Source organism: Acinetobacter sp. ACZLY 512 (assembly GCF_023614015.1).
GTDB classification, from domain to species: Bacteria; Pseudomonadota; Gammaproteobacteria; order Pseudomonadales; family Moraxellaceae; genus Acinetobacter; species Acinetobacter soli.
On the sequence record NZ_JAKIVI010000019.1, the window covers coordinates 16,710 to 36,537 of the forward strand.

A 19,828-nucleotide genomic window follows, 5' to 3' on the forward strand; every position below is an offset into this window, starting at 1 on the left:
TAAACCAAATCGTGATACGCGCTGCCTCACACCTCACTGCATTATTAACCTTGCTGTACCACACGCTGATCTTTGAGCTGCGCAAGTTCTTGCGGCGAAACAAAACGCTGTAAGATGAGATCAGTGTCTTCACCCAAAAACGGCGGTGCTTTGGTGTATTGCACCGGAGTTTTTGAGAGTTTGATTGGCGAGCCAATCGATACATAGTCTTTCTTAAGCGGATGTTCAATTTGAACAACCATTTCACGAAAACGCACCTGCTCTTCTTCAAGCGTTTGTTGAAGATTATTGATCATGCCAACAGGTACTTGCACAGCATGAATCCGCTCTACCCAGACCTGTGCAGGCTTGCGCATAAAGTGTTGCTGCAAGATCTCTACAAGTACGTCACGATGCGTCACTCTTCCCTTGTTTTGTTTGAATCTTGAATCTACAGCCAGCTCTGGACGCTCAATACTTTCACATAAGGCCTTAAACTGTTGGTCATTGCCACATGCAATAATAAATTCGCCTTGAGAGGCTTTAAATACCTGATACGGTACAATATTTGCGTGCGCATTACCCAAACGGCCCGGTATTTTTTCTGAAGTTAAATAATTCATGGCCAATACAGAAAGTGAAGCCACTTGTGTATCGAGTAAAGCCATATCAATATGCTGCCCCTCACCGGTACTCACACGAGACAATAAAGCAGCCTGAATTGCAATCGCAGCGTATAACCCTGTGGTTAAATCTGCAAAAGCTAAACCTGCTTTTTGAGGGCCGCCACCCGGTAAATCATCGCGCTCCCCCGTCACACTCATCATCCCGCCCAAACCTTGAATAATAAAGTCGTAACCTGGCTCCTGAGCACGTGGGCCTTTTTGACCAAATCCAGTGATTGAGCAGTACACCAGTTTAGGGTTAATTTCTTTTAAACTTTCATAATCCAGCCCGTATTTTTTTAAAGAACCCGCTTTGTAATTTTCGAGTAGAACGTCACTTTCAAGTACCATTTTTTTAATGAGAGCCTGACCTTCAACGCTTGCCATATCAATGGCCACCGAATATTTACCGCGATTTGCAGATAAATAATAGGCTGACTCATTTGAATCTTCACCCTGATCGGTTTTTAAAAACGGTGGTCCCCAGATACGCGTATCGTCGCCTTGAAATGGCTTTTCAATTTTGATGACCTCTGCACCTAAGTCTGCAAGAATCTGGCTACACCAAGGCCCAGCAAGTATACGGCTTAAATCCAGCACCCTAAATCCTGTTAAGGCTCCCATAGCATCCCTCATTCTGTAATATATGCATCTGACACATGATTCATGTTTATATCAAATTAAAGTACCGCATAGCAAAATAATGTTTTATTTAATTGTAAATACAATTTAAATTTATTACTCTTAAATTCTGTAAGCACAGCAATGGCCGTCTGGTTTTATGAGATCTTGTTCATTTTATACGCCTACATTAATACTCATGGCGATTGCAGCGGGAATTTGTTCGGGTAGTAATTATTTTAGCCAACCGCTTATTCATTCCATTGCGCTATCTCTTGCACTTCCAGAAACATCTGTTGCTTGGATTCCCACATGTGCTCAAATCAGCTATGCCATTGGTTTATTGGTGTTGATGCCACTTGGAGATCTGTTAGAAAAGCGTCAATTGGTGGTCATTTTGATGGTGCTTGCCGCCTGTGGACTGCTCATTACCGGAAGCGCAGATCGTTTGGGATGGATGATCGTAGGCACAATTTTAACTGGATTATTTTCAGTTTCTGCTCAGCTACTCCTGCCACTTGCAGCCAGTCTGGTGCCTATTACACAAAGTGGCCGTGTGGTTGGTTTTTTAATTAGCGCACTCATGCTTGGAATTTTATTAGCTCGGTCATTATCTGGTTTGGCCTCTACGCTCTGGGACTGGCAAATCATTTATGTGATCAGCGGAATCGCCTTGCTCATGATTGCATTTATGTTGTATCGCAAGCTCGATGTGTTTCCCGCCACACAGCGACAGAGCTATATGCAAACGCTTGTTTCTATTCCAGTATTATTAAAAAATTCACCCTGCTTGGCCCGACGCGCCGCACTTGGTTTTTTAATTTTTGCGAGTGTGAGCATGGTATTTACTACAATGTCTTTACTACTTGCGCCTGCGCCCTATCATTTTTCTGATTTTAGTATCGGACTGTTCGGCTTTGTGGGCATTTTAGGAACTTTGATTGCAAATCTGGCTGGTCATCATTTAAATGAGCGTAATGTCCACTGGATATCCTATATCTCTGCTGGTGGCTTTATTGGGAGCTGGATCCTTTTTTTATTTTTACCTGTCTCTTTTATATTTTATATTTTGGCAACTCTTTTGATTTATGCCTCATTATCGGCGCTTCATGTCACCAATCAAAGTATTGTCTTTCGATTGAATCAGGTGTTGAAATCACGCTTTAACGCAATTTATATGACGGCTTATTTTTTTGGTGGCGCACTCGGCACAGCAGTCGGAAGTTATGCTTGGCGACATTCAGGATGGCATGGCGTATGTTTGATTGGCATTGGTTTTGGAGGTCTGACCTTATGGATTGCCTACCTCGACAGTAAAAGTACTTTACTATCAAAGCAGGCTTAACAGCCTTAGAAATCAGCGTGATAGTAAAAAAATCAGCTAATTTCTGTCTTGATGTTATTGACCATATGCAATAAGCGCGGTGCAATATCCTCTTCGAGTTTTTCTCGCTTCATAATGAAACTTGGTCCACCACAATTAAATACCAGTAATCCATGTTGCTCATGCATGAGTGGCACCGCAACCGAATTAACATCCTTATGCCAGTCGCCTATCGAAAAACAGTAACCAAAATCTTGGTAATCACGAAATGCTTTATCCAGATCACGATTAATTTTAATCCAGTCTTCTTTATGCTTGCTACGAATCGCGTTTAACAGAAAGTCGCGCTCATCTTCAGGCATAGCAGCAAGACAGGCACGCCCCATCGAACTGAGGTGAATGGGTAAATACGTTCCGACCTGACGGCGCATGGTAACATTACCTTTACCTTGCACAACATCCAGATAAATCATGTTGAGTCGATCGCGGGTCGACATGGCCACAGCAGCACCAGCATAATCGGCCAGATCTTTCATATAGGGCTGAGCAATCGAACGGATGGATACATTGGAAAGCATGGAATAACCAAACGCCAAGACGCCAACAGACAATTGAAATTTGGTCGAATTGGGCACCTGACGAATATACCCCAAACGCGACAAGGTATGTGTCAAGCGAGTAATTGTAGGTTTGGGCAAGCCTGTCATCTGTGATAATTCTTGATTACCTAAATGCGGTTGTTTGGCAGAGAAACAGCGCAATAATTCCAGACCACGCGCCAAAGCCGTGATAAATTGTCGGTCATCTTCATCTTGCATATCTTCGATGGGATGAAGCAATTCATGACGCAGCGGGGCTAATAATTTTTCATTATGTTCAATGTCATTTAAATCTGTCATAAGAATGAGTGCACTCAACTCAATTAATGTTTCGCATTGCGAAAATTATAATCTAATTATTCTGGGAATAGCAAAAGAAGCGACAAATGCCCAGCCTCTTTTACTCAATAATTCAAGCTAACTATTCAATCACGCCTTGCTGCGATAATTTTTGAAGCTCATCTGAAGATAAAAAACGCCCAAGTACTGTTTTGGTATGCTGCCCCAAAGTGGGTGGCGCAAGTTTGTACTCAACTGGTGTTCTCGACATTTTAATAGGTGAACCCACAATGGTGAGCTCATCTCGCTGAGGATGCTCCATCTTGATCAGCATATTTCGCTCTCGTACCTGTGGCTCTTCAAAAGCCTGCTTCAAATCATTAATTAGTCCAACGGGAACATGCGCAGCATGAATTTTCTCCACCCACTCATCGGCCTTTTTGGTTTTAAAATGATGCGCTAACTCTGAAATAATTTGCTCTCGATGTGCGATCCGGTCGGCATTACGTTTAAAACGTGGATCTCGTGCCAGATCTGAACGATCAATCGCGGTGCATAAGTTGATAAACTGTGAATCGTTACCACAGGCTATAATAAAATCCCGATCAGACGCCTGAAAGACTTGATACGGCACAATATTGGCATGCGCATTGCCATAGCGAACTGGAATTTGATCCGATGCCAAATAATTCATGCCTTGATTGGCAAGTGTTGCGATTTGCACATCGAGCAAAGCCATATCGATATATTGACCAAGTCCGGACGTATATCGATCTATGATCGCAGCTTGAATGGCAATGGCCGCATATAGGCCCGTGGTAATGTCTGAAAATGCAATCCCAAGTTTTTGCGGGCCGCCACCGGGTAAATCGTCTCTCTCACCTGTAACAGACATCAGACCGCCCATACCCTGAATGATAAAATCATAGCCCGGCTCTTGTGCACGTGGGCCAGTTTGACCAAAACCGGTGATTGAGCAGTAAATCAGTTTAGGATTTATTTCTGCCAAGGTTTGATAATCTAAACCATATTTTTTCAGTGAACCCGCTTTATAGTTTTCAATCAAAACATCAGATTCTTTTGCAAGTTTGCGAATAAGCTCTTGCCCTTTAGGTGTAGAAATATCAATGGCAACCGAAAGTTTATTGCGGTTGGTCGACTGATAGTAAGCAGCCTCTTGGGTATTTTGGCCTGTGTTGTCTTTCATCCAAGGTGGCCCCCAAGCACGCGTATCATCGCCTTTTTTTGGCCGCTCAACCTTGATGACCTCGGCGCCCAAATCTGCAAGTACTTGACCACACCACGGGCCAGCCAAAACACGAGTTAAATCTAAAACACGGATTCCTTGAAGTGCACCCATTCTTATTTCCATTATTATGGCGTATTAAAAGTTAAACACTAGCAAAATATTTCGCATAGCGATATGAAAAATCAATAATACAGATATTTAATAAAACATCAAATTGATTTAAAAACTGAATAAAAGATTAAACTTTCCAACACAAAAGATTTGTAAGCAAAAACATCATCTTATATAAGAAAATATTATACCGCATAGCGATATTCAATTTTATTTTAATTGAAAATATAATTTTCTTGTTTTACTATCCGGAAAATTCATCGATTTCATCTCGCACTATCATCAGTGCTAACAAGATATATCGGTTGTTGTGCTTAAGGAACAGAGCAGTGAAAAATATGAAAAATAAGGTCAATCTCAGCCCTCATACATGGAAAATCGCATTCTTTTTTGCTTTTCTTGCCCTTTTAGTCGATGGCGCCGATCTGATGTTGCTGTCATACAGCCTTAATAGCATCAAGGCTGAATTCCAATTAAGTTCTGTTCAAGCAGGTATGCTCGGTAGCTTTACCCTTGCGGGAATGGCAATTGGTGGAATTTTTGGCGGTTGGGCCTGTGATCAATTCGGGCGAGTTCGGATTGTTGTGATTTCGATTTTGCTGTTTTCAGTGCTGACTTGTGGACTAGGACTCACACAAAATTTTATACAATTTAGTATCTTAAGATTTTTTGCATCATTGGGTTTAGGCTCACTTTATATTGCCTGTAATACTCTCATGGCCGAGTATGTGCCAACTCGCTACCGTACAACTGTTCTGGGTACACTTCAAGCGGGCTGGACGGTTGGATATATTGTGGCAACTCTACTTGCAGGCTGGATTATCCCGGATCATGGCTGGAGAATGCTATTTTACGTTGCGATCGTGCCGGTACTCCTTGCAGTATTGATGCATTTTTTAGTTCCCGAACCACAAGCTTGGTATCATTCTCGCAACGATCTAAATGGGCAAAATATCAACACGCAAGAGAGTGCGTTAAAACGCATTTTTGCAGAACCACGAAACCGTAAGATGTTTATTTTGTGGGCCTTAACTGCGGGTTTCTTGCAATTTGGCTATTATGGTGTAAATAACTGGATGCCTTCTTACCTTGAAAGTGAGTTAGGCATGAAGTTTAAGGAAATGACTGCCTACATGGTCGGAACATACAGTGCAATGATCTTAGGTAAAATTCTTGCAGGTTTTATGGCAGATAAACTTGGACGGCGTTTTACCTATGCCTTTGGTGCCATTGGAACTGCAATCTTTCTTCCACTCATTGTGTTTTACAACTCCCCAGATAATATTCTTTTCCTTTTGATTGCGTTTGGCTTCTTATATGGTATTCCTTACGGCGTGAATGCCACCTATATGACGGAAAGCTTCCCTACCCATATTCGCGGTAGCGCTACAGGTGGCGCATACAATGTGGGTCGTTTGGGTGCGGCAATTGCACCTGCGACGATTGGCTTTTTAGCCTCGGGCGGCTCCATCGGCTTAGGCTTTTTAGTCATGGGCGCTGCCTATTTGATTTGCGGTGTAATTCCAGCATTATTGATTAAGGAAAAACAATACGATCCGCAGCAATCATAATGTCTAATATTGCCCTTGGGCACATCAGATACAGGCCAGCTTTAGGTGGCCCGTATAATAAGCGTGTTATTAAGCGCTTCAATATTATTTTTTAGGTAACAGTAGTCCTCTCGAGGGCTACTGTTAAAAACTACATCCAAAATGAAATAATCAGCATAATTGCACCTAAAATGGTGAAATAGCTTAATACACTGGCAAGATTGGTTTTGTACCCAGGTATCATTTCGAGCGGTGTAAGAGAACGTAGTGCTATTCGATACTGCTGGATCGAAAGAATACTGACCACAACGCCCATCACGATCACGATCACGCCTAACCAGCGATTGAAAATAATTTTGTCGTGATAACGCACTGGATCAATCAAATGTACCAAAAGTGTCGATTTTTCAATTAAAAAACCAAAAGCAATCAGGGCAAGACTGCTTCGGTTCCATGCCAGTAAAGTACGTTCAAGCGCGAGTAAAACGCGCGGATCTTCAAGATTAGACATAATTTAGACTTTAAAGTAATTCAAAGGAAGTTTGAGGTAACGCTGACCATTGGCTTCCGGTTCTGGAAATTTCCCCGCATTCATATTGATCTGAATCGCCGGTAAAATAAGTTTGGGCATTGCCAATGTTGCGTCACGCGCCTGACGCATTTCGACAAAATCAAATTTAGATGTACCTTCATGTATATGCACATTGTGAACCTTTTGCGTACGCACATCAGTTTCGTACACATAGTCTTTTCGGCTCTCTGGCAAATAGTCGTGACACAAAAACATCCGTGTGGATTCAGGCAATTGATATAAGCGTTGTACCGAGTCAAATAACTGGCTTGCACTGCCTTTAGGAAAATCACAGCGCGCGGTGCCGTAGTCTGGCATAAACAGGGTATCTCCTACAAACACAGCATCGCCAATCACATAACTTAAACAAGCGGGCGTATGCCCTGGCGTTGGAATATTGTAAGCCTTTAAATTACCAATTTGAAACTTCTCACCGTCCTTAAACAAATAATCAAAAGTATGCTTTGCTTTGAATGCTTCTGCATTTAGATGATAGATGTGGCTAAAGGTGTCTTGTACCGTACTAATTTTTTCACTCATGGCCACTCGGCCACCCAGCTGCTCTTTTAAATATTGCGAAGCCGTTAAATGGTCAGCGTGTACATGTGTCTCAAGAATCCAAGCAATACTAAGGCGATGTTGATTGACATACTCAACAATCTGATCGGCATGTACGGTCGATGTGGTTGCAGATGCAGCATCATAATCCAGCACGCTATCTATGATGGCACTGATTTTGGTGTCTGGATCAGTCACTACATAGCTGAAGGTCTTGGTCGATTCATCAAAAAATGCAGTTACTTGCGGCTTCATAAGAGACATGGGCTTATACTCCAAACCATTTACGATGAATATACATGCCAATCAACATGGCAACTACAAAATACAAAACCTGAAAGTGCCCAAGCCCAATCAATGTCAATGCAGGTGCAGGACATACACCTGCGATCCCCCAGCCCACACCAAACAAGATCGCACCAATAATGAGTTTTTTATCTATTTGCTGATTTGAAGGCAAATCAATTTTTTCACCTAACCAAGTTTTTGTGTGTCTGATGGCGCGCTGAAACGGCAGAAATGCGATCACAATAGCACCCAGCATAACAAAGGCAAGGCTGATATCCCAATTTCCAAATAAGTCTAAAAAAGACAAAACTTTAGCAGGGTTTGACATACCAGAGATTAACAGACCCAAAGCAAATAAAGCACCAAAAGCAAATGCAAGGAGATTTTTCATTAGAATCCTCCAATGATATGACGTAATACATAAACCGTGATAAAACCGGTGAGCATAAAGGTAAACGTTGCCATAATTGAGCGTAATGACAATCGACTTAAGCCACATATGCCATGTCCACTGGTACATCCTGATCCTAAACGTGTACCAAATCCCACCAGTAAACCCGCAATAATCAGTATCAATGGATGACTATTAAGCTGAATTTCTGGTTGCCAGAATAGCCCGACTACAAATGAGGTGAAAATGAGTCCAGACAAAAACCAAAATGCAGGTGACTTTGTTGGCAAGCCCGAACCGAATTGTTGTGCAATCAGGCCACTAATGCCGGCAATGCGCCCATGAACATATAGATATCCAACAACAGCAAGCCCCAGAAGCATACCTCCAAAAAAAGCCAACAGAACTTCGTGCATGTGCTTAGCCTCACTTAACAATATACATTTTTATAATATATTATTTTATAATTTGTTCAAGTTATTTTTTAAACCCAATCTGCTGCTTATGTTGCTCTACAATCTTTAACCACGCTTGGGTAGCACTAGTCATGGGTACGGAGGTATTCCATGCCATACTTAAGGTCCAGCGTAGCGGTGTGTTAATCAAAGGGATTATCATAAATCTGGAGGCATCAAGTTGATCACAATAAATTTTTGGCAACAGTGCAACACCCATCGAAAACTCGACTAGCTTGGCAATAAAATCCCACTGACTACTTTTACATACGATTTTGGGTTGAAAGCCTTCAAGTTGTGCTGCTTGTAAAATTAAATGGTTCAGGGTAAAGCTATCGTCGTACAACAAAAATGACTCTTCACGTAAATCACTCAATACCACAGCTTCATGATGTTTCCAGTGTGAATCTTTTGCTGCAAGTAAATACAGTGGAGAATCGATAATGGGTATGGTCGCCAGTACCGGATTGAGATGGCTCAATAAAATTCCAACGTCAATTTTTTTCGCTAAAATCGCCTGCTCAATGGTATTGGAACCCACTTCCAAAAAACTTAATTCAATGTTGGGATACTGTTTATGAAACATTGCAATTAGAGGAGTAAGTAGAACAGAGCCTAAAGGAGGTAAACCTAAAGTTAACTTGCCCTTTTTGAGCTGCTTGATATCTTCTAGGGTTTCATAGATTTTCTTTTGTTCGGCTAAAATTTTTAATGCATGCTGATAAACCAGTTCACCAGTATAGGTCAGTTCAATTTCACGCTTACGCCCTGCCTCGCCTTTTTTAAATAGTGCTGTTCCGAGTTCATTCTCTAAAAGAGAAATGGCCTTACTTACGGTCGGTTGAGTTACAAACATATGTTCAGCCGCAAGTGTAAAACTTTGCGATTGAACAATCTGCACAAAAATTTTTAAGGCTTTAATATCCACAATCAAACATTCCAATACAGCATAATTATAATTTTATTATTCATAATTTGATATAAAAAGTCGATTTAAACTAATTACATCACTTTCTCCCGCATAAGTTTAGGATACTTCTGGTGATGAACTCACGTTATTCGGTTTTGGCAAAAATAAGTTTACAGATCGGCCTTTTGATCATGCTGTGGTGGATAGGATCACTGATTCAAAAGCTGTTTCAACTTCCGATTCCGGCTGGTGTGATTGGGTTATTTTTGGTGTTGCTCGGATTACTCAGTGGAACTTTTAAGCTGAACTGGATTAAATCGGGCTCAGATTTTATTTTGAGCGAACTGGTTCTATTTTTTGTTCCCTGTGTGGTCGGGCTAATGAACTATAAAGTGCTTTTTCTTAGCGAAGGCTTGCAGCTCATCACGGCGGTCGTACTTGGTACAGTATGCGTCATGCTTGCAACCGTATATACAGTCCATTTGTGCTTTAAGCTTGAACAATGGCTTCAACATTCGTTTCGCTTTGGCAAAGGTAATAGTAAAAGTGAGTCATTGTCATGATGCTATCACTTTTGTGTTTAATCGGAACCTTCGCTGGTTACGTGCTGGTCAAAGCCCTACACCAACGCTTTCCCTATTTACTGCTTTCACCCGCCATTTTATTGCCGGCCATCATCATACTTATATTGGTGGCTTTCAATATTTCCTATAACACCTATATGCAAGATAACCAGTGGATTGTGTGGATGCTTGGCCCAGCTACTGTCGCGTTTGCTATTCCAATTTATGAATATCGGGGTATCATCCGTCGTCATGCATTGGCAATCGGATTCGGAATATGTATTGGTATGACGGCGGGTATTGTGAGTGCATTTTATCTGGCAAGATGGTTTCATTTTGATGAGCAAACCACGCTTAGTTTAATGTCGCGCTCAATTTCGACACCATTTGCCATGGCACTCACGGCACACATCGGTGGATCGGTGCAACTGGTGATTGTTTTTACCATGATCACCGGAATTACAGGCATGGTACTCGGTGATGTGGTATTGGCGATTTTGCGCTTACGCTCTACGCTGGCACAAGGTGCCTCTTTAGGCAATGCAGCGCATGGCTTTGGCACCAGTAAAGCCTATGCCCGGCATAAAGATGAAGGCGTGATTGCCAGTCTCACGATGGTACTTTCTGGTATTTTTATGGTGGTGGCTGGTCCGAGCCTGATTCATCTGGTTATCAAGTTACTAGGTTAATTGAAACTCTCAACACCAAAGTCGGATTACAGCAAATAATAGCCAAGCAAAACAAAGCTTAAGATGAGCATGGCTTCAACAATTTCAATACTCGCCCCGATGGTATCTCCTGTGATGCCATCGATACGTTTGATAAAACATCTACGCAAAAAAATAATGGTCGTTATCGAAACCAAGACAGCCAACATACCTCGTAAGCCCCAGTTGATGCCTCCGAGTGCAATCAAGATTAAAATCAAGTATGCATATAATCTAGGAATTCTTGCCGCAATATCGCGCCCTAAGCCTTTTTTGCGTACATAAGGTGTGCTCAAAAACAGTAATATGGGGACTGTGCGGCTCAGTGCCAGTACAAAAATTAAAAATAGTGTCTGACTTTGCATCAAAAGCAAATATACACAGCACACTTTAACAAGAACCAGCGCAATTAAGCTTAATACACCTATAGGCCCGCATGCAGGGTCTTTCATAATTTCAAGCGTTCGGGTTTTGTCTCCAAAGCCCCCCACCCATGCATCGGCCGTGTCTGCCAAACCATCAAGATGCAATCCGCCTGTCAGGCCTATCCAGAAAACCGTTATGAGCACTGCTGTTAAAATGGTTGGCACTGGTACAAGAAGCAGCGCCAGAGCGTATAAAAGCCCACCTAAAAGTAGCCCAACCACAGGATAAAACAACACAGCTCGCGCATTTTCTTCTGCTGTCGGCATGCGATCAAGCTGTACAGGTAAAATCGTCAAAAACTGTAAGGCAATCCAAAACGGCATCATTGATACATCTCTTGAATCATTAACTGATCATCCTGAGTGCTTAATTGCAGTGTAACCAGCTCACCTAAAGGTGCTTGCATGGTCAAGAGCTCGTCTAACGGGCGCTGCTGCGCAAGACAGCGTAATAGTTTGATTACCCCGCCATGCGTCACCACCAAAGCATGCGACTGATGCCGCACCGACATCAGTTCGATGAGTTTTTTCAAGGCATTTAAAACCCGTGTTTGAAAATCGATTAGCCGTTCACCTTGTGGAGCACTGTACTGTGTAGGGCACTGCCAGAAGTTTGCCAATTCTTCGGGTGATTGCTCATATATGGATTGGGTGGTTTTACCTTCCCACTCACCAAAATACATTTCTTTGAGTGCCTCAACTTCTATATATGGACACGCCAAGCGCTGTGCCAAAGGCGCTGCAAAGTGAGCACAGCGTAATAAAGGCGAACTTACAATCACATGCCAGTTTTGGTTGCTATGTGCATCGATTGATGCCTGCATCTGCGCAAGCCCTTCTACTGTCAGTGCATCATCGATATGACCACGTAAAGTATGCCCTTGCTCGGTGGCTCCGTGGCGCAATAGATCGAGTCGAATGATTGGCAGATTCATTTCGGTTAGCCTGTATGATCCGACACAGCCGCTTGAGCAAATGTGGCCATTTGATTGTGCAAGCTGCATGCAAGCTTAATCAAACCAAGCGCTGCACCCGCCCCACTTCCTTCACCTAAACGTAAATTAAGCTGGAGCAGTGGAGTTGCATTTAATGCTTCAAGCACTCGGCGGTGCCCGTATTCGGCAGAGGCATGGCCAAAAATCATCCACCCACGAACATCTGGATTTAAATGTACAGCACAGAGTGCTGCTACCGAACTGATAAAACCATCCACCACCATCGCGATTCCTAATTGAGCAGCGCGTATATAGGCACCTGTCATGGCAGCAATTTCAAGCCCGCCTACTGCACACAGTGATTGAAAGGCATTACCTTTTGCTTCTCGATGTAGATTCAGCGCAGTTTGAATCACTGCCTTTTTGTGTTTAAGTTTATCTGCATCGATACCCGTTCCTACGCCTGTGAGCTGATCTGGATCTTCATTTAAAAGTAAACAGGCTAACGCAGCAGCCGAACAGGTATTTCCAATACCCATCTCACCTGCAATGTATATATCTGCTTGGGCGATCTGGGCTTTTTCGACACTTTCACGCCCTAAATTTAATGCCTGTTGACACTCGAATGCCATCATAGCTTGAGTTTGAATAAAATTTGCTGTTCCTACACGGATACAATGGGTTTCAACGCCATCGATGTGATAAGCCTCACCCACCGTTCCGCAATCAATCACCTGTAAGTGAGCAGCGTGTTCACGTGCGATCACACTGATACATGCCCCACCTGTTGCAAAGTTTTGTAGCATCTGGCGCGTGACCGCTTGCGGAAAAGCCGAAATCTGCTCTTGCATAATGCCGTGATCGCCTGCAAAAATGCTGATCCACGGCTTGCAAAGCTGCGGATGAGGTGTACCTTGTAATCCAGCAAGCTGAATCACCACCTGCTCAAGCATTCCAAGTGAGCCTGCCGGCTTTGTCAATTGAAGCTGTCGCTGCTCGGCCATTTGCTGTGCGATTTGATTTACAGGTCTAATCTGTGCCATCCACCAATTCACGATGCCTCTCCTTTTAAACACATTGCAAAACCCGCAACACAAAACTCTACTTTATCGACCACCTCGCCTAAACGCTGGTGTAATCGGCCTGACTCATCGACAAAACGGCGGCTCAGTTCTCCCATCGGAACCACACCAAGGCCTGTTTCATTACTGACCATGATCACATCCGATTTTAAAGTCGGTAAGATTTGAACCAATCGATCGCATTGCTGTGACTGAAAATGCACATCTTCTGTGATTAAAAGATTACTCAGCCACAACGTTAAGCAATCAATCAGTATTACTTGATTGTCATGATCATGTGCCAGCAACTGATCGACTAAATCGAGTGGTGCTTCCACTAGGTTCCATTCGACGGGCCGTTGTGATTGATGATGGCGAATTCGCTCCCGCATTTCAGCATCTCGCGCTTCTGCGGTCGCAATATAAATCACAGGACACGCAAAGGATTTAGCAGTTTTCTCTGCATGTCGACTTTTTCCAGAGCGTGCGCCGCCCAAGATCAGCTGTAGCATAGATCATTCCAGATTAAAACAATAAAGTGAATGTAACGGGCCTTGCAGTGTTTGCGCACTGTAATAACCAAAATGGATTTGATCAAATTCGAGTTCTACATCAAGTGCTGCACATGCATCCAAACGCTGCAAAACATCTTGTCCCATCACTTTTTGAGCGTAAAGCCCCAATGTAATATGCGCACAGTATGTTTGCGCAGCCACTTCAGTATGTTGGGCTAATCTTAAAGCGGATCGGATCGATGTGAGTTGATGCAGTGAGTCACTCACCTGCACAAAAAGCGCACTTTCGAAGCTATTTACAGCGGTCAACTTTAGTGTGATCGAATGAGATAAATTTAAAGATTCAAGCTGTTGCTGTTGTTTGACAAACAATGACTGTGGAAAATCATCGTTATAAATAGACTCATCACATGTCAAAAAACCGCCAATAAACAATGTAATATGGTATTGGCGGTTTGAAGATTTTATTAAACAGTCCGAAAACTGATGACGGATCTGATCAAGCTGTTTGATTATCTCTGCATGTTTAACCTGATCAAGCAACAAATACCATAGTGCATAACGTGTGCGTCCACGGTGCCATTCGCTATAATCACGTTGCTCGGTTGGTATAACAAACTGATTTGGCTTGATAAACACATCATGGCACCGAAAACTTTAAGACCAATATTAAAACATGCTTTTAGATTCTGTAGTGCGCTTAAATTTAGAAATCAATTGTCTAGATCAAGCGCTTACAGCATGATGTTCTAATGCATCTTGCAAAAAACTCGTTGACAGCAGCTGTTCAGGGTTTTCATTCCATTCGGTTAAATAGTTTAGGATTTGCTGCTTGATTAGATGTTTGTGCTTGGCAGCGATATTCATAGCATCTAACGTTTGCTGTAAATGTGCCTGAATTGTTGCTAAAGGCTGCTTTTGCGCATGTTGCGCGTAGTAATAACCCAACGCTGCGCCAACAATTAGGACATCGATAGATTGGTCATGCTGAAGATTTATGGCAATCGAACCAAAAACACGTTCGGGATAACTGAGTTTACGTAAGGGATCGCGTGCCACACGTTCACATGGGTCTTTATAGGCGTATTGGCACGATTCGATGAAGCTTTTGGCCAAACGCTGTAAATCTTTTTCACGATGAGGCAACTGCCGACTCAATCCCGCCTGTACATTACCGATCAATGCATCAGCAAAATCCTTTACACGTGAATCTCCCATTGCAATTCCAATGGTGTCGTGTTCGAGCGTCGCTGCATACCAAGCGATCATGGCGTGTACACCGTTCCATAAACGATTCTTGATCAATTGAATATCTGCAATGTTATCTACTCGGATGACTTGCCTTAATTTAGCTAAAAGCGGACTGCAATTTTCTACATAAATTGGCATATCTACTTCGCTATTGAACAAAATCAGATCCATCGTTTGCAAAATATGGCTTGGCTGAAAATTTCGACGCATATCATCGATATACATCGCAGCTTGATGCTCTTGCTCACTCGATAACTTAGACGTATCTTCAATCTCGACATTATCGCATTCTACATCCGACTGATATTGCTTAAAAAAGTTGTATTTAATCTTAAGTTGTCGATATAGATTTTGCTCTGACAATTTTGAAACCATGCGGTTGACCACCGTGTCGCAAAAATAATGCTGTTGCATGATTTGTTCTGCAATCTCAACGGTTGAAAGCTGAGCCAAAGCGTCACGGATATGATCGATCACCATCTTTTTAGCGCCGACTTTATTTAAAATAATTAAAAACGTCAGTGGATGATGATTTTGCATTGTTTGGGAGGCATAACGTGCATAGAGGCCTTTTGCAATGATTTTGGCTTCATCTTGAATCGCTTGTTCGGGTAAGCATAACGCGATCAAAGACGATTCGAGATACATATCCAGCATTTGTTGTTCATTATCGGCATCGATCACCGACATGTATTCTATACGCTCATCATAAGAACGTTGCCCATAACGGATACAGTAGGTACCAAATGCATTGACGGCTTCACGATATAAGGAATTTCTGGTGGAAGCCAAGATGCGCTGCGGTCGTGTATAACCATCCCAATGCGAGAGAATCTGAGCCAGATATCCGCCGCCGATTGCCCCAAAACCATGAATGCCAACGGTGAGCTGATTTAATGACTGCGGAAATGACGCATCGAGTTCAGGCATGTCCATCGTTGCGACAAATTGATCCAGATCATGCAAACAGTCATACATGGTTTCGTAGTAAAAATTTGCTTTTGAAAGCATGTTGTCATTTGGCGTTTTAATGTCTTTGAGCAAAATAGTCACACCACCCGCTGCATGTGCAGATGAAATGCCATTTTCAGAATCTTCGAACATTAAACATTGCGTCGGCTTAAGGTTGAGCTGCTCTGCCGCTTTTTCAAAAATTTCAGGATGAGGTTTACCGCAAGTCACCTCATCGCCACAAACCAGCACATCAAAAAACTTATATACATTGGCATTAATCAGATATTCTTCTGCAATCGCTCGGCGGCTCGACGTGGCAACTGCCATACGTAATCCCGATTTGCGTAAACGCTCCAAAACTTGCACCAAGCCTTTTTTAATCGGTACACCTTCGTTACGGACACGTTCGAGTTCGAGCACATCGGCGCGCTGGCGAATCTTCTGATAAGGAACGTGCTCGCCGTAGCGCTCTTTGGCCAACTGCTCTGCTGTAGTTGCACTTAAACCCAAACACTGCATTAAGTAGTCATCTGAAAAGCTCTGCCCAAGGAGTTCTTGAGATGCCTGTTTCAATGTTTGAAACCGAAGTCGTTCAGTATCAAACATTGTACCATCCATATCAAAAAGCGCGCCCTGAACAGAAAACGAGTGAAATATCAGCATATTTTTCCCCTTTGTTTATAATTTGTTGTTTTTTAGAGTAACCAATAAATCGTCTTTTGCGGGCTGATCTTAATAAATGAAACATTTTTGATTATTTTTTAAACAAAATATAGTCTATTATTCAACATTTTTAATCAAATCAATCAGAAAATATTGTTTTTATAAGAAATCTATGAAACTAAATGTAAGAATTGGACAGCAGTCAAACACTGCTGCCCACGCAAAATCTGTTAAAAATTTGAAATGTTGTAGCACTGTTTCAATTTCAGATAATCATAAAAATAGCTATTCGGTGCGTAGCGAGCATAGTCACAATTCGATTTAAATAAGGTCTCTTTCTCGTTGTAAAGCATTTTGACCAAGGTATAACCTTGCGCATTTTGATAAATATCCCACTGCATATTGGCTGCCATTGGGGAAATATCTTCACCACGCCATGCGCTGTTGCTGTATGAATAAGTTTGGACAAGCGGTAACGGCGTCATCATGCCTTTGAGTTCAAACGCAGTCGCCAATGGGATGATGATTTCGGCATGTGCAAAACGTAAAACCGCTTTATGTGACTGCTGCTGATTCATCAAAGCATCGACTTGGTTAAAAAAGTCTTGCTTCAAGCCTTGAGCCATCATACTCGTAACCTGATTAGACTCGCTAAAACTTGGTCCTTTTTCATAAAAATCGTTGGCATCATTATATTCCGCATAAAATTTAGCTGCTTCTCGTGGCATATATTGAGCAAAATCTGTATTGACCAATTCTTTTTTCATGCCCGGTGCAATCGAATATAACTCATATAAATATGCCGCAGCATCGACTGCACTACTAATGGTATTCTTGCCTTTTCCTTTTTCCGTAACCACAGTGCCGTCTGATGCTGTGGCTGAAAAAGAGCCCGTGTTGCTAAAGGTATAACCTGGCGTTCCCAACTTCTGAATAAATGCATCTTTAAAAAGTGGAGCTAGCACTGTCAGTGCAACTTGCTGCGCTTGCGTTTGACTAGAAAGTTGTTTGAGCTTTTGCTGTAACTGAAGATCATTCCTTTCAAAGTTTTGATAATTCATGCTGGCGTCAAAAATGCGTTGTTTAAAGCTTGAATTGATTTCGCTTGCATCAGTGTCTTTATTTAAGCTGTGAAAATACAGTAAGAAGCGGTCGACGCCCTGATCTTGAACAGTTGGACTGAGACTTGTATTTAAAATCGTATAGCTTGCAGGACGAATTTTGCCTGATAAAGCGGCATTTTGGCGTATAAGTTCATTACTAAAAAATTTGGCACTGTCTACGGCTCGGTCTACCCCCGAACTTTGCACCAGAATATCCTGATTTCCCATCGCAGAGACATTAAAAAGCTGTGGTAAGCGTTGCAGCAAACGATCTGCAATCCCGCGATGCTCGTCTATCCCCAGTCCAGTTTCATTGCCATAACCCGGTTGGCGAATTCCCTCGACGCCGTAACCAAGGACGATATTGGCTTTCATCATCGCTTCAAGATCTGAGCCGAGCTTTTCTCCTAATGGTGTTAATGCATTGTCTGTCTTGGCCTGTTTCCAGAGATTGTACAATGCCAAGTCGTATTTCATACTCGATAGACCGCGCGAACCATGACGCGCAACCAGTTCTGTAAATACGGGCTCAAATCCAGCCGGTGCTGCCTGATAGCTACCAATGCTCTGCTGCGCCTGATAAGGTGTTTTGGTCTGAAAATAACCAGATGTGTTGGTTGTAATTGAAGTTGTAGTAGTCGAATCATCATTCGAACTGTCATTACAGCCTGTCAGTCCGATCAACCCACTCCCCGTCAAGATCATCAAAAGCAGCATTCTTGTTTTCATTTTGTTTAGGCATTAAAAAAAGTTGACTGATTTTGCGCAGTCAAGATGTCATTTTAATGAAGCTTTCACGACCATTTAAAGACATTCATTTAAATATCATGAGATATCGAGTAAATCGGCAAATGCTGCGCCAAGAAGTTTGGACAAATCTTGTGGTGAAACGCCAATGTCTAAACCACGCTTTCCACCACTGACATAAATTTTGGGTTTATTGATCGCAGTTGCATCAATGACTGTTTTAAGTCGTTTCTTTTGTCCAAGCGGACTAATCCCCCCCACTAAATATCCAGTCAGCCGTTCCGCTTCTTTAGGATCCGACATATGTAATTTTTTACAGCCCAAAGCCGACGCAATTTTTTTTAGATTAAGCTGATGATTAACAGGTAATATCGCAACGAAATAGTTTTTGTCGTCGGTGACTAAAAGTGTTTTAAACACATCTTCGACATTCAGATTCAATTTTTCGGCGGCTTCCAGACCAAAACTTTTAGCCTGCGGATCGTGTTCGTATTCGTGCAGACTAAATTCAATCTTTTGATTTTTAAGAAGCTTACAGGCAGGTGTCATGTTGTTTTAGTCCAGTGATTGAAAGCAAATTGAGTATAAATTCTTTTATATAGATTTTAAAATTACTTAGGCTATTTTAGTTAAATTCGGCATCAGCTTGTAAGTTATAAGTCAAAATGATAAGAATAAGTTTTAGATTGAACTAAAAAAACGAAAAATGCCTTCAATTTATCAATTAAAACCAGCGTTTCAGAATCTTTTACGACCTTTGGTAAAACAGCTCTATCACAAGGGAGTAACCGCCAACCAAGTTACAGTACTCGCAATGCTGATTTCTGTCGCTCTGGCAGCCTATTTGCTGCTACATGAAAATATAGCGCCTTATTTTGTTTGGTTATTCATTCCGCTCTGGATGTTGGTGCGTATGGGTTTCAATGCTATAGATGGCATGTTGGCACGAGAATTCAACCAGCAAACAATGCTAGGTGCTTACCTAAACGAGCTGTGTGATGTGATTTCCGATACGGCGCTCTACGGCTGCTTTATCGCGTTTGGTTTTATCGAGCCGATACTTTTAGTGGCGGTCATTTTTATGGCTATTTTAAGTGAATATGCGGGTGTAATGGCGCCACTTATTGGTCAAGCACGACGCTATGATGGCCCCATGGGCAAAAGTGATCGAGCATTCTGTTTTAGTCTTCTTGCCCTCTGGATTGTTTTGGCAAGTAAGTTGAATTCCATCATTTCAGAGCAGATCCTTCATTCTGTAGCAAACGGCCTTTTAGGTATTATGGCTTTACTTTTAATGCTCACAATATCGAATCGAGTTCGACACGCAATTCATTCAAAATAATAAACAGGACAA

21 protein-coding genes are annotated in these 19,828 nt (G+C 42.2%); 5 read left to right on the top strand and 16 right to left on the bottom strand.

The genetic code is table 11. The features are described from left to right. Positions 1–44 precede the first annotated feature (44 nt). Positions 45–1,268, bottom strand: a complete 1,224-nt coding sequence (locus tag L2096_RS15395; protein ID WP_151753110.1) for a CaiB/BaiF CoA transferase family protein — start codon at positions 1,266–1,268, stop codon at positions 45–47. A 157-nt stretch (positions 1,269–1,425) separates the two neighbouring features. Here L2096_RS15395 and L2096_RS15400 point away from each other — a divergent pair, with 157 nt between their 5' ends. Further along, positions 1,426–2,610 (top strand): MFS transporter, encoded by a 1,185-nt coding sequence (locus L2096_RS15400; RefSeq protein WP_250365783.1) that lies wholly within the window; start codon positions 1,426–1,428, stop codon positions 2,608–2,610. A gap of 32 nt (positions 2,611–2,642) precedes the next feature. Here the strand turns inward: L2096_RS15400 and L2096_RS15405 are convergent, their stop codons facing one another. Next, a complete protein-coding gene (locus L2096_RS15405; RefSeq protein WP_004937849.1) occupies positions 2,643–3,488 on the bottom strand; it encodes an IclR family transcriptional regulator in 846 nt (281 codons plus the stop codon). 121 nt (positions 3,489–3,609) lie between these two features. Continuing rightward, positions 3,610–4,827, bottom strand: coding sequence for a CaiB/BaiF CoA transferase family protein (locus tag L2096_RS15410; protein ID WP_250365784.1), 1,218 nt, complete (start codon positions 4,825–4,827; stop codon positions 3,610–3,612). 338 nt (positions 4,828–5,165) lie between these two features. On the opposite strand from L2096_RS15410, the gene L2096_RS15415 reads away from it, so the two are divergent. Next, on the top strand, positions 5,166–6,398 hold the full coding sequence (locus L2096_RS15415; protein ID WP_250365796.1) for an MFS transporter: 1,233 nt from the start codon (positions 5,166–5,168) through the stop codon (positions 6,396–6,398). 130 nt (positions 6,399–6,528) lie between these two features. On the opposite strand, the gene L2096_RS15420 is transcribed toward L2096_RS15415, so the two are convergent. The 5 genes from L2096_RS15420 to L2096_RS15440 form a co-directional block, all read right to left on the bottom strand. Beyond that, on the bottom strand, positions 6,529–6,888 hold the full coding sequence (locus tag L2096_RS15420; RefSeq protein ID WP_004937858.1) for a YidH family protein: 360 nt from the start codon (positions 6,886–6,888) through the stop codon (positions 6,529–6,531). Between the two features lie 3 nt (positions 6,889–6,891). Next, complete coding sequence (locus tag L2096_RS15425; RefSeq protein WP_250365785.1) at positions 6,892–7,770, bottom strand: MBL fold metallo-hydrolase; 879 nt, start codon at positions 7,768–7,770, stop codon at positions 6,892–6,894. A gap of 4 nt (positions 7,771–7,774) precedes the next feature. Continuing rightward, positions 7,775–8,185 carry a DUF6691 family protein gene (locus L2096_RS15430; protein ID WP_250365786.1) on the bottom strand — a complete coding sequence of 137 codons (411 nt, stop codon included), beginning with the start codon at positions 8,183–8,185 and terminating at the stop codon, positions 7,775–7,777. Beyond that, on the bottom strand, positions 8,185–8,601 hold the full coding sequence (locus L2096_RS15435; RefSeq protein WP_250365787.1) for a YeeE/YedE family protein: 417 nt from the start codon (positions 8,599–8,601) through the stop codon (positions 8,185–8,187). Before L2096_RS15435 ends, L2096_RS15430 begins: the two co-directional genes overlap by 1 nt. A gap of 61 nt (positions 8,602–8,662) precedes the next feature. Further along, positions 8,663–9,568 carry a LysR family transcriptional regulator gene (locus L2096_RS15440; protein WP_250365788.1) on the bottom strand — a complete coding sequence of 302 codons (906 nt, stop codon included), beginning with the start codon at positions 9,566–9,568 and terminating at the stop codon, positions 8,663–8,665. A gap of 116 nt (positions 9,569–9,684) precedes the next feature. Between L2096_RS15440 and L2096_RS15445 the strand changes: the two genes are divergently transcribed. Then, a complete protein-coding gene (locus L2096_RS15445) occupies positions 9,685–10,113 on the top strand; it encodes a CidA/LrgA family protein (protein WP_250365789.1) in 429 nt (142 codons plus the stop codon). Then, positions 10,110–10,802, top strand: a complete 693-nt coding sequence (locus tag L2096_RS15450; protein WP_104125311.1) for an LrgB family protein — start codon at positions 10,110–10,112, stop codon at positions 10,800–10,802. The genes L2096_RS15445 and L2096_RS15450 overlap by 4 nt, the downstream gene beginning before the upstream one ends. A gap of 26 nt (positions 10,803–10,828) precedes the next feature. Here L2096_RS15450 and L2096_RS15455 read toward each other — a convergent pair whose 3' ends face one another. From L2096_RS15455 to ybaK, 8 genes are all read right to left on the bottom strand, one after another. Beyond that, complete coding sequence (locus tag L2096_RS15455; protein WP_250365790.1) at positions 10,829–11,572, bottom strand: adenosylcobinamide-GDP ribazoletransferase; 744 nt, start codon at positions 11,570–11,572, stop codon at positions 10,829–10,831. Continuing rightward, positions 11,569–12,180, bottom strand: a complete 612-nt coding sequence (locus L2096_RS15460; RefSeq protein ID WP_502801302.1) for a histidine phosphatase family protein — start codon at positions 12,178–12,180, stop codon at positions 11,569–11,571. The genes L2096_RS15455 and L2096_RS15460 overlap by 4 nt, the downstream gene beginning before the upstream one ends. 5 nt (positions 12,181–12,185) lie before the next feature. Beyond that, positions 12,186–13,235 (bottom strand): nicotinate-nucleotide--dimethylbenzimidazole phosphoribosyltransferase, encoded by a 1,050-nt coding sequence (gene cobT, locus L2096_RS15465; RefSeq protein ID WP_250365791.1) that lies wholly within the window; start codon positions 13,233–13,235, stop codon positions 12,186–12,188. After that, the gene (cobU, locus tag L2096_RS15470; protein WP_119690880.1) at positions 13,232–13,753 is read right to left on the bottom strand and encodes a bifunctional adenosylcobinamide kinase/adenosylcobinamide-phosphate guanylyltransferase; all 522 of its coding nucleotides are present in this window, start codon (positions 13,751–13,753) and stop codon (positions 13,232–13,234) included. The genes cobT and cobU overlap by 4 nt, the downstream gene beginning before the upstream one ends. A 3-nt stretch (positions 13,754–13,756) precedes the next feature. Further along, positions 13,757–14,395, bottom strand: coding sequence for a 2'-5' RNA ligase family protein (locus L2096_RS15475; RefSeq protein WP_250365792.1), 639 nt, complete (start codon positions 14,393–14,395; stop codon positions 13,757–13,759). An 87-nt stretch (positions 14,396–14,482) separates the two neighbouring features. Then, positions 14,483–16,624, bottom strand: a complete 2,142-nt coding sequence (gene mtlD, locus L2096_RS15480; protein ID WP_151764612.1) for a bifunctional mannitol-1-phosphate dehydrogenase/phosphatase — start codon at positions 16,622–16,624, stop codon at positions 14,483–14,485. A gap of 230 nt (positions 16,625–16,854) precedes the next feature. Next, positions 16,855–18,444 (bottom strand): histidine-type phosphatase, encoded by a 1,590-nt coding sequence (locus tag L2096_RS15485; RefSeq protein ID WP_502801303.1) that lies wholly within the window; start codon positions 18,442–18,444, stop codon positions 16,855–16,857. A 108-nt stretch (positions 18,445–18,552) separates the two neighbouring features. Further along, on the bottom strand, positions 18,553–19,023 hold the full coding sequence (gene ybaK, locus L2096_RS15490; RefSeq protein ID WP_004937900.1) for a Cys-tRNA(Pro) deacylase: 471 nt from the start codon (positions 19,021–19,023) through the stop codon (positions 18,553–18,555). A 157-nt stretch (positions 19,024–19,180) separates the two neighbouring features. Here ybaK and L2096_RS15495 point away from each other — a divergent pair, with 157 nt between their 5' ends. Continuing rightward, complete coding sequence (locus L2096_RS15495; protein ID WP_250365793.1) at positions 19,181–19,816, top strand: CDP-alcohol phosphatidyltransferase family protein; 636 nt, start codon at positions 19,181–19,183, stop codon at positions 19,814–19,816. Positions 19,817–19,828: the final 12 nt, after the last annotated feature.